The organism is Sinorhizobium fredii USDA 205 (genome assembly GCF_001461695.1).
GTDB lineage: Bacteria > Pseudomonadota > Alphaproteobacteria > Rhizobiales > Rhizobiaceae > Sinorhizobium > Sinorhizobium fredii.
Map to the genome: position 1 here is coordinate 18,968 of NZ_AUTC01000174.1, position 11,206 is coordinate 30,173.

5 protein-coding genes and 3 pseudogenes are annotated in these 11,206 nt (G+C 61.7%); 3 read left to right on the forward strand and 5 right to left on the reverse strand.

The features are described 5' to 3' along the window. The first annotated feature begins 675 nt into the window (after positions 1–675). A pseudogene (acnA, locus tag N181_RS25630) lies at positions 676–3,310 on the forward strand (aconitate hydratase AcnA). 54 nt (positions 3,311–3,364) lie between these two features. Here the strand turns inward: acnA and kdgD are convergent. From kdgD to N181_RS25645, 3 genes and pseudogenes are all read right to left on the reverse strand, one after another. Next, complete coding sequence (gene kdgD, locus N181_RS25635; RefSeq protein ID WP_037435573.1) at positions 3,365–4,270, reverse strand: 5-dehydro-4-deoxyglucarate dehydratase; 906 nt, start codon at positions 4,268–4,270, stop codon at positions 3,365–3,367. Between the two features lie 194 nt (positions 4,271–4,464). After that, positions 4,465–5,730, reverse strand: a complete 1,266-nt coding sequence (locus N181_RS25640; protein WP_037435570.1) for a hypothetical protein — start codon at positions 5,728–5,730, stop codon at positions 4,465–4,467. Between the two features lie 88 nt (positions 5,731–5,818). Further along, positions 5,819–6,749, reverse strand: a pseudogene (locus N181_RS25645) (prohibitin family protein). Between the two features lie 238 nt (positions 6,750–6,987). Between N181_RS25645 and N181_RS25650 the strand changes: the two are divergent. Then, complete coding sequence (locus N181_RS25650; RefSeq protein ID WP_060563972.1) at positions 6,988–9,132, forward strand: hypothetical protein; 2,145 nt, start codon at positions 6,988–6,990, stop codon at positions 9,130–9,132. Positions 9,133–9,338: 206 nt separating this feature from the next. Here N181_RS25650 and msrB read toward each other — a convergent pair. Both msrB and N181_RS25660 read right to left on the reverse strand, forming a co-directional pair. Then, positions 9,339–9,824: pseudogene (gene msrB, locus N181_RS25655) on the reverse strand (peptide-methionine (R)-S-oxide reductase MsrB). Positions 9,825–9,935: 111 nt separating this feature from the next. Continuing rightward, a complete protein-coding gene (locus N181_RS25660; protein WP_060563973.1) occupies positions 9,936–10,331 on the reverse strand; it encodes an Ohr family peroxiredoxin in 396 nt (131 codons plus the stop codon). Positions 10,332–10,480: 149 nt separating this feature from the next. Here N181_RS25660 and N181_RS25665 point away from each other — a divergent pair, with 149 nt between their 5' ends. After that, positions 10,481–10,984 carry a MarR family winged helix-turn-helix transcriptional regulator gene (locus tag N181_RS25665; protein ID WP_037435562.1) on the forward strand — a complete coding sequence of 168 codons (504 nt, stop codon included), beginning with the start codon at positions 10,481–10,483 and terminating at the stop codon, positions 10,982–10,984. Positions 10,985–11,206: the final 222 nt, after the last annotated feature.

Genomic DNA, 11,206 nt, shown 5'->3' on the forward strand with positions numbered 1-11,206 from the left:
AGGCCGACAACGAGAAGCTGGATCGGGAAGCCCATCTACATAGGGCGGCACGCCAGTCGATTTGTCCGGTTGGTCGCGGGACCGGCATCCGCTCTTCCCGCGGGAAGGTCTGCAACGAGTCGGACGCGTGACCTTTCCGACCCCGCCGAAAAGGTCCGAAATGGTGCACCTCGCTCGTTCCAGCCACCGATGGGAATGAACGGCTCGCCACCCATTGCGATCCTTCCAGATCGACGGGATGGGGGGCAGCTTCGGGTCCCAATAGCGGCCCGCCTTCACGGGCAAAACGCCCAAAAGTGAACTGGGGGATCGCTTGAGTCGGTCCTCCGCTGCCTATATTTTCTGACGTACCCAGAACGCTCAGCATTCAACATCGGCTATTGATCGCATGTGGCCTTGCTGATTAGCCCAAACCAAAAAACGACAAGATAACGATCACGACCACAACCAGTCCGACCAGGTAAATTATCTGATTCATCGCTCACTCCTTCCATGAGCAATGAACGGGCTTCTTCGCGTGTATGTTCCAAGTCGGGTACCGACATGTGGGTCGCGCCATGAAAGGAGGATGCTGCGTAGCTTTCGCCCCACAATCCAGATTGCAGTTTATGATGATAATATGTAATTTCCTAGAAGGCTCAGGAGGCTGCTCATTTTCGGGACGTGAGGATATCAATGCCCGACACAACGCTGGCACATCTCGGCCTCAAAGGTGTGGATTATAGGATTGTCGATCTCCCCGCCGAGGCGGGCGGAGCGTTGACGCGGCTTCCCTATATTCACCGCGTGCTGCTGGAGAACGTGCTGCCGCCGGTGATGATGCCGCGAGGGCGAAAGAGGCGATTCTGGCTTGGCTCGAAACCGGCACGAGCGAGTGCGAGATCCCGTTTCTGCCCAATCGCGTCCTCATGCACGACACCACCTGCGGCCCAGCGCTCGTCGACATTGCCGGCATGCGCTCGGCGCTCGCGGAAGCCGGCGGTGATCCCGCCTTGCTCAACCCAGTCGTCCCTGTCGACGTCTCGACGGATCATTCAGTTGGCGTCGATTTCTTCGGGCAGGCGGGCTCGCTCGAAAAGAACATGGCGCGCGAGTTCGATCGCAACGCCGAACGCTATCGCTTCATGAAATGGGCGACCAACACGCTTCGGGGCTTCACTGTGCATCCGCCCGGAACCGGCATCATGCACACGCTCAATCTCGAGAGGCTCGCCACGGTCGCGACCGGCAAGCTCGTCGACGGTGTCCTCTGGGCAATGCCGGACACTCTGATCGGCACGGACAGCCACACGCCGATGATCAACGGCATCGGGGTGCTCGCCTGGGGCGTCGGCGGTCTCGAGGCCGAAAGCGTCTTCTTCGGCATGCCGGTGACGCTCAGGGTTCCGGACGTCGTCGGTGTGAAGCTCACCGGCGCGCTGCAGAGCGGCGTGCTTGCGACCGACCTGGCGCTCACCGTGACCGAAAAGCTTCGCAAGACAGACCTGCAAGACCGCTATGTCGAATTCTTCGGGCCCGGTGTTTCGGCGCTGACCGCCGGCGATCGAGCCGTCGTCGCCAATATGACCCCGGAGTTCGGTGGAAACAGCGGTTACTTCCCGATCGATGGACGCTCAAACATCTCGACGTGACGGGGCGGTCGCGTGATCAGGTCGAGTTTGTCGAGGCCTATGCCAAACGCGCGGGATTGTGGTTCGATCCGCATACGGATCCGCGCTACACGACAGTCGTGGAACTCGATCTCTCGAGCGTCGAGGTCAGCCTTGCCGGACCGACGCGGCCGCAGGACCGGATTCCTGCGGGGCCACCCTCCAAGCGATAAAGCCGATGATCGAGGCGCGCGACCGGAGCGAACAGACGGGCAGGCCGGAAGACGGCGCGGTGGCGATCGCCGCGATCACCAGCTGTACCAATACTTCCGATCCGCGGCTCGTCGTCGCCGCGGGACTGCTAGCCCGCAAGGCAAGGGCCTTCGGGCTGAAGCCGTCCTATTGGGTGAAGACGTCGCTCGCACCCGGCTCGCCGACGGCGGAGCGCTACCTCCGCCGCGCCGGGCTACTCGATGACTTGGAGGCGGTCGGTTTTGGTATCGTCGGCTATGGCTGCACCACCTGCATCGGAAATTCGGGACCCCTCACCGCGCCGATTGCCGCTGCCATGGAAGAGCGCGGCATCGTGCCGGTCGCGGTGCTTTCGGGTAACCGGAAACTTCCCGGGGCGCGTCCACCCGCAACTCGAAGCCGGCTTTCTGGCGTCACCGCCGCTGGTTGTCGCCTTCGCGCTGGCCGGTACAATGAACCTCGACATTCTGGCCGATCCGATCGGCACCACCGCCGACGGCAGGAGCATCACCCTTTCGATGCTGTGGCCGACGGGCGCCGAGGTCGACGAGGCCCTTGCCCTTGCATCGAGCGCGGGCGACTTCGAGCCGGCCTATGATGCGGCGGAAGCCAGCCGCGCCTGGGGCGAACTCGACGCGCCGACCACGACGCTTTTTCCGTGGGATCAGCGATCGACCTATATCCGCAGGCCGCCGTTCGCCGGTTTCGGCGACGGTACCCTGCTCGGCAGCTACGAGGCGCATCCGCTGCTTGTTTTTGGAGACGACATCACCACCGACCACATCTCGCCGGCCGGCGTTATCCCAGCGCGCGGCACGGCCGGCCGGTACCTTGTCGAGCGCGGCGAGAACCCGGCGGACCTCAACGTCTTCGCGTCCCGGCGCGGCATTTGGGAGGTGATGGTGCGCGGGCTGTTCACCAACAAGACGGTGCGCAACATGCTCGGCGACATCCCGCCGGGCTCCACCATTCACGCGCCGTCCGGCGAGGTTCTGCCGCTTTTGGACGCGGCGCGACGCTACCGCGCCGGCGGCCGGTCGGTCGTGGTCGTCGCCGGCGAACGCTACGGCATGGGCTCGTCGCGCGACTGGGCGGCCAAAGGCGTCTCGCTGCTCGGCGCCCGCGCCGTGCTGGCTCTGAGCTTCGAGCGTATTCACCGCTCCAACCTGATCGGCATGGGCGTTCTGCCGCTGCGTTTGCGGGCGGAGTTCGGTCCAGAGAGGCTGAACCTGGAGCCGGGAGACATTGTCACTATCTCGGCAAGTCCCGAGGAAATCTACCCCCGCTGCCCGGTGCCGGTGACGATCCGCAGGAAGGACGGCAGCAGCTTCTCCTTCGATGCCAGCGCGGCGATCGAAACCTATGTCGAAATCCGGACCCTCAAGGCCGGCGGAATTCTGCCCTTCATCCTCAACGAAGTTCTGAATTCAACCGGCAAGGTCAAGCGCGCCGACGGCGATCGCCGATAAAGCTTAGATCCGTTCCCATCATCACCATGCCGGTCACGGCATGGTGCGGGGACCCTATCCGGCAGCCTTTTCGATCAAGCCCCAGAGGAGTTCCTTTTCCTTGGGCTTCAGGTCGGTGAGCGGCGGACGCACCGGCCCCGGTGTCCGCCCGATCAGTTCGACACCCGCCTTGATGATCGATACCGGATAGCCCTGCTCGCGATCGCGCAGCGCTGCGAAGGGGAAGAAGAAGCGATGCAGGATCTCCTCCATCGTCGTGCGGTCGCCTGCCCGCATGGCCTTGTAGAAGCGCTGCGCCAATTCGGGCACGAAGTTGAAGACGGCCGATGAGTAAGTCGTCACGCCGACGCCCTTGAAGCCCTCGGCAAAAAGTTCATGGGTCGGCATCCCACCGATATAGCAGAGCCGGCTGCCGAGCTTTGCCGTCACGTGCCGGACGAGATCGACCTTGCCGGTGCCGTCCTTGAAACCGATGAGATTGGGGCATGCCTCGGCGAGGCGAGCCACCGTGTCGGCATTGGCGACCGAATTCGCCCGGTTGTAGATGATCACCCCGAGGCCGGTGGATTCGCATACGGCCTTGACATGCCGATAGATGCCCTCCTGCGGCGCTTCCATGAGATAGTGGGGCAGCAGCAGTAGGCCGTCGGCGCCGGCCGCTTCTGCCCGGCGGGCCGTCTCCTTGGCGAGCGCGGTGCCATAGCCGCAGCCCGCGATGATAGGCACGTTCCCCGAAGCTTCCTTTGCGGCGCGGGTCACGTCGCCGACCTCTTCGGGCGACAGCGAAAAGAACTCGCCCGTGCCGCCGGCAGCGAACAGGGCCGCCGCGCCGAAGCCGGAAAGCCATTCTACGTGGCCGCGATAGCTTTCGAGATTGAGGCTGAAGTCTTCGTGGAAGTGGGTGACGGGAAACGACAATAGCCCCGAAGCGATACGAGCCTTGATCTCATCTGGCGACAAAGGAAGTCCTCCCGAAATTGATAATATGTCATGGACAGTCATATGATGATGATTCATGGGTGTCAACTATCGATCCGCCCTCTGTCGCGATGCCGAAAGGGCGCTGAAGCATGACTCCGGCCGAGATAGACGGACAAACCGGGCGTCAAGTCATCATATGTATTTGTCCAGTGCGGAGCTTCCTCGTCACCCGCTCAGTTGAAGTAGAAGGCATAGGCGGCAAAATTCCCCTCGAAAATCGCTAAAATCTGGTTCCATTCATTGCCGGTCATCACCGGTCCTTCGGAGAGGTAGGGTAGCGCCGCCGGCCCGGTCACCCACAAGATGAGATCGAACGACTGCGGCTCATCGAAGAGCTTGGCAGCGTCGATGCCTTTCGAGAAACGCCAATGCGGGATCAGGAGCGTGCCATCGAGAGCCGCTTCGAAACGCGAGAGCAAACCGAGCCAGGCCTGGACACGCTCTTCAGTAACATTGAACGAGGGCAATACGCCCGACGTCTGCCGGGGGCCGGGCAGCCATTCATGATCATCATCGGCTTCTTTGCCGATCAAGGCCCAAGTTTCGCGATTGAGGGCAATCACGGCCCTGAGGTGATCCCGCACTTCGGCCCAAAGCGCCTTGTCCTGAACCGGCCATCGGATGGTATGCAAGAACGTGACGAGATCGGCGAGGTCGTCGGCCTGCTGCTTCTCTACCCCGAACAGGGTGTTGTCGTGGATATCACCTCCCTCGGCGGCGGCCATCGTCGACACGGCCCGTGGAAAAAGCAGGCGGAAGCTGTAGTCCCAGGTCTCGGAAAAATCATGGGACAACCAGGTCTTCGTCACCGCCATCAGAATATTAGAATAGCCGCGCAGCCATTTGGCGTCTGCCGTGTCGAAACTCACGAGAAAGGGCTTTGTGCTACCATCATCGTTGATATCGGAAATGGCGGTGCCAAACTGGTCCTCGACACCAAGCATCCCGTCACCGTTCCAATCGAAACGCGCGATGGAAAGGTCCACGCTCAGCTTGGCGGGCTTGTCGCCGACCGCCTGCAGTGCCCGGTCAGCCGATTCGAGGTCGGCAACGAAGGCCGCCAATATGGCGCGAAACTCGTCATAGGTGACCGGCTGCGGATTCGGATTGACGGGAATCGGAGCGCGCAAGCCGAAGAGCGCTTGGTACCCCTGAGCCTTTGACGCGAAGCCGACGCGATAGAGCGCCTGCGACAGCTTCTCGAACGCACGCGCCGATCGAACCAGCCCGAGGCCGAACTGTGCATCGGTATTGCCGGTGGCCGCTGCGGTCATGGCCAGCAGTTGCTCTTCGGCTTCGCCGATTCGACCATTGGCCAGATAGGTCTGGACGAGAGCCGTGGCGCCGGTTTCGGCATGCGCGGCGCCAGGCACGACAGGGCAAGCGATGCCGCAGGCCAGGACCGGCGCGAGCAGGAAATTGAGGATTGGGTTTTTCACGCGCCTTTCTCCCGTTGGAACGTTATAGGGTGCGACACGCTCGAACCGACGAGAGCCGCCGGAATGAGGACGGTCGTCGACGGCCTTCTCACTGCGTGAAGCCGGATTCGCCATCCGCCATCGACCGAGCCTTCAGGTCGATCATCGGTAGCGCACCATTCGGCAACATGGTGCTGGGAAGCCGTCCGTCCCATCGCTCCGCCTGGGTCAGAGAAACGAGGCCGGGATTGTCCTTGAGCGCGTCGCCGCGCGCCCTTGATCGCCGTTGCTTCGGCCTCACCCTTGAGCCTGATGGCCTCGGCATCGGCTTGCGCCTGGAGGCGGACCGCATCGGCCTGCGCCTGCGCTTCGGCGCGACGCGCGTCGGCAAGCGCGTTCGCCTGGGTAACGGTGATTTCGGCCTGCACCTTCTCGCGCTCGGCATTCTGACGCAGCTTCTGGACCTCGACCTCGGCGAGCATGCGCTGTTCGATACTGGCTTCATAGGCGTCGGAGAAATCTATGTTCTCGATCTGCACGCTGTCGATGATGACCGGGCCGCTGACACTTTTCTGAATGGCTGCCGCGACTTCCTGATTGAGCCTGGCGCGTTCCTGAATGGCGGTGACCGCATTGAAGCGACCGAAAACCGTCTTGGTTTCCTCGAACACCTTGCGCTCCACCAGACGGCTCAGCAAGCCGTCTTCCGAGCCATAGAGTTCATAGACGGTCGCGACCCGATCGATCGGGATGCGGTAATTGACCGACAGCTTGATGGTGGCGGGCTGCTGGTCGCGGCTATAGGCTTCCATGTTCTCGTAGACGGCGGCCTTCGACTGAACGGAAATACGCACAATGGAGTCGATCAGCGGAAGCTTGAGACCGAGCCCCGGCTCTGCGGTTCCGACAATTGCCCCATAGCGCAAGACAACGCCGCGTTCACCCTGATCGATCGTGTACCAGGAGCCGAAGATGACGCTCGATGCGCCAAGAGCGACAAGCCCAAAGATCACCGAGGGGATGGGGGCGAAGGTTCTCATGTTGCCTCTTCTGATTTCACTGCAAGATCCGCTGTGGACGTCTCGCGCATAGGACGCATCATCCCGGGTCCTGCATAGCAGAGAGGTTGCATGCGTAAATCGATTTCTTTTGGCGCTCAATTTGCAGCCCATAGAAGAAAATGGTGAAAAGACTACCGCAAAACTTGCGAACCGGCATCGGCATGTCTAGTCAACGCGCAGCAGTTTCAACCATGCACGTCGCGAAAGGACGAAGACCGTGGAGCAGTCAGGGAAGGAAACCGGCAAGGGCCGGCGCAGGGCGCTTTGGGTGGCAGGCGCGGTGACCGCGATCGTTGCCGCGGGTATCGTCGGCGGCAAGATCGTCCTCGAAAGCAAAGTCAACGAATTGATAGCCGGGCGTGGGGGCAAGGCGGGCTCCGTCGAAGTGGACCACCTGGGACGAATTCACCTGCGTGACGTGACGCTGCCGCTCGCGGACGGCTCCAGTGCTCGCATCGCGGCGATCGATGGGCGACCCAAAATCCTCTTTCTGAACGGGACGTTCGAGGTGACCGGTCTCGACATCGAGGTGCCAACGGCCAAGATCTCGGTACCGCATGCAAGCGTCGAGGACGCCAATCTCGACCCCGCGACACTGACCGAGTTGCTGAGCAGCAAAAGCGCTGCCCCGCTCTCGAAACGCATCGACCGCTTCGCGGCAAAGCGCGTGTCCGCGCCCGAGGTTGCCCTTATCCAGGCTGTTGCCGGCAGCGAGCAGAAGACCGTCTACAAGAACATCAACCTCACCGAGATCGCCAATGGCCGCGTGGCACGCTATTCCGCCGACGGCGCCAGCTTCGAATTCGCCATGGATATCCCCGATGGAGCGGGTGGGACGAAGCAGGAGCGCATGACCGGTTCGATCGGTGCGATGACGGGACAGGACTTCGACGCCGCCTATATGGCCCGACTTTACACGGAAAAGGCCGGTCCGGACGATAAGGAGGCAAGGCCGCTATACGGTCCTCTTTCCGCCAAGGCGATCGCGTTTTCGAACGGCGAGGCGCGTTTCGCCTATGACGAAATGCGCAGCAGCGGATTCAGCATGCGCATGCCGTCCGAGCCGCTTCTCGAAACATTGGAGAAGTTGACGTCGGTCGCGAATCCCGAAGAACTTGGGCCCGAGGAACGCCGCGCCTTCTTTGCCCGGCTCCTGTCGCTTGCCGACATGATCGGCAAGGGCGACATGGAGATGCTTGGCCTCAAGATCGACGCGCCGGCCAAAAACGGCGAAGCCGAGGGCGACAAGATCAAGCTTGCCGTCGATCGCATGGCGTTTCAACTCGACGGACGGACGCTCGACGCGGCCCTGAATGGCCTGTCGATGGGGGCGGGCGGGGACTACGTCAAGTTCTCTGAAGCGAGCATCACCGGCTTTTCGTGGAATTCCACCCTGGAAGCGATGAAGACGATGGCCGGGCTCGACGAGCAACAGCTTGAAACGTTCCCCTTCACGACGTTGTTGCCGGAATTCGGTACGTTCCGCGTCGCGGGCATCGATGTCGATCTCCCCAATCCGGAGACAGGCGCAGACAGCGCCGACGCAGGAGGCTACGCCGACGAAACCGACGAGACGGATGCGCTTGCCGCCGAGGGGCTCATGCCCGATGCCGAGCAAACGGACGAGACGGATCAGCAGGCTGTGACTTCGGCGGAGAAGTCTGCCGCCACCGCTGTGCCCGAACGTATCCGCTTCACGCTCAAGAATTATGAGCTTGCGCTCACCAAGCCCTTTCACGGCATACCGACGGATATCCGCTTCAGCTATGAGGACCTGAGTGTGCCCGTTCCGGCGGACGCGCAGGACGAAACCTCAGTGCAGCTTCGCAAATTGGGTTTCGAAGAGTTGGTGGTCTCCTCGAACATTCAAGCGGCCTGGGACGAGCCCAATCAGACTCTGGCGATCAAGGATATTTCGGTGAGCGGCAAGGATGTCGGCGGCCTCTCCCTCTCAGGCTTGATGGGGGGGTTCACCAAAGACTTCTTCTCGGGCGACACGGCCATGGCCCAGGTAGCACTTCTCGGTCTCACCGCGCGGGAAATGAATCTCAAGATCGAGGACAAAGGGGGCATGGCCAAGGGCATCAAATTCTATGCCGACCAAAACGGCATGACGGAGGATCAGGCACGCGGCATGTTGACGATGATGGCCGCGGCGGTGTTGCAGCAGTTTGCCGCCGACCAGCCGAAGCTGCAGGGTCCGGTCGACGCACTCTCGCGCTTCATCGCCAAGCCCGGGACCTTCACCCTCGCGGTCAGATCCAAGGCCGAAACCGGCATCGGCGCGTTTGATCTCATTGCGGCTTCTGAGAACCCCGTGCTTCTTCTCGACAAGGTCGACCTCGAGGCGACCGCGCAGTAAGCCAAATTTCTCCGGCCTTGCTGATCCGTGCACGTCCCGTGACTGGTGGTCTCATAGGCCGCCAGTTCGCCCCTAAAACGCGTGAAGCCACGATGCGGGCACTGGCCGGGTCGCCGATAGAGATCGGCATGGATGGGCCGTCACGAAGCTCGAGACAGGATTTTACCAGCCTCAAGGATCGGCGGCTGCAGGCTGAGGCTGCCTCATCAGCTCTGACGCGCGCTCCCTTCGGGAGCGCCTCTGTGGAGCTTGTCGGGAAGCGGCTCGCCATCGGGCGTGAACTCGAGCGAGCCTGAATTTATGCAGAAGCGCTCTCCGGTGGGTGGCGGGCCATCCGGGAAAACGTGGCCCTGGTGAGCGCCGCAACGGGCGCAGACGATCTCGGTCCTGACCATGCCATAGCGGGTGTCACGGACGCTGCGAAGATGAGCTTCGGCGAAGGGTGCAGTGAAGCTCGGCCAGCCGCTGCCGCTTTCAAATTTCGCGCCGGCCTAGAACAACGGCAGTCCGCACAGGCGGCAGGTATAGATCCCCTGCCGTTTCTCATGGAGGAAGACACCGCAGAACGGCGTCTCTTCGCCATGCTCGAGCAGCAGGTGCCGCTCTTCCCGGCTCAGGTCTGCCGCCAGTTCCCGCATCTCGTCCCGCGTGGGCGGTGTCAGATCGAACTGCACGTTAAATGGGTTAGACATGGTCTGTATCCCTTGTCGACAGGCTTGCCGGACGGCGTCCGACAAGCGCTATTCCAGGAAAAGTGGGGAACTGTTTGCGTCTGGAATTGCGTGAGAAGGCGCCTCATCCGCTCAGACGAGGTTGACCGCAACGTCGATGTTGCCGCGGGTCGCCTTGGAATACGGACAAATGTCGTGCGCCGCTTCGATCAACTCCTGTGCGAGCTCGCGGTCGACATCCGGCAGACTGACGTTCAAGCGTGCCCGTAAGAAGTAGGAGCCGTCACCGACGTTGAGATCGATTTCGGCATCGACCTCGGGGCCGGCTGCAAGCCTGATCTTTCTCTGGACAGCGGCGAGTTCGATCGCGCCGATGAAGCACGCCGACCAGGCGGCGCCAAAGAGGTTCTCGGCGGCCGGGTGCGGCTGCGTCAGCCGCAGGTCGAGCTGCCCGTCGCTGCTGCGCGTGCCGCCGTTGCGGCCGCCGGTATTGTGGGTCTTGCCTGTGAAAAGAAGCTTCTCAGCCATAGGGACATCCTTTCGATTGAGTAATTATCGGATCCGCTTTAATCGAATGCGATGTTAATAGGCTTCTTTCGGGTCCGTGTCAATAGGCTTGCGATTTAATCGCATCCGCTTTATATAATGCAGCAGCTAGAACTGGATTGGATTTGCCCATGACCACGCCCCCGACCGCAAAGCGCTCAAGTGACTCGTCCGCTTCTCCGCAGGCAGGCGGGGGAGGGAGGAAGCTTTCGAATTTTCTATGCTTCGCGATCTACTCGGCAAACCTCGCCTTTGGACGAGCGTATAAGCCGATCCTCGACGAGATTGGCCTGACTTACACCCAGTACATAGCCCTTGTCGCCTTGTCTGAGCTGGACGACCAGACCGTCGGGGAGCTCGGCGAAAAGATGTTCCTCGAATCCAATACGCTTACGCCGATCCTCAAGAAACTCGAGCAGATCGGCTTCATCAATCGTCGCCGCGATCCCGCGGACGAGCGGCAGGTTCGGGTGAGCCTGACGTCCGCCGGGCGCGCACTGCTCGAATCCGATCCCGCCGCGTCGCTGGCCGACGCGACCGGTCTCGGAGACGACTTCGACGCAGTGCAGAAAAACGTGACGAGACTGCGCGACAACCTGCTGCACACCACAAGGGCCGAGGCGGAGAAACCATAGTCCCGCTGTCCTCGAGCCGAGCGCACAGTCGGGCTGACCCGCCCCGAAGCCCGGATCAGGGCGGGTTGACCGTACAGCGCCGCGCGCCCAATCGGACGCGCTAAGGTCGCTGTAGCACTTTGAAAGGCTGCACGATTCTGTCCTTGGATCGATTCCGATCCAGGGAATCATGCCTTAAGGTCTGTACTCAATCAGAGCTATGAATCTGCGCCGAAACGTGAT

Bases quoted from the DNA above. Each gene is read 5' to 3' on its own strand.
- N181_RS25660 (WP_060563973.1), bottom strand. From the start codon at position 10,331: ATGGCTGAGAAGCTTCTTTTCACAGGCAAGACCCACAATACCGGCGGC.
- N181_RS25665 (WP_037435562.1), top strand. From the start codon at position 10,481: ATGACCACGCCCCCGACCGCAAAGCGCTCAAGTGACTCGTCCGCTTCT.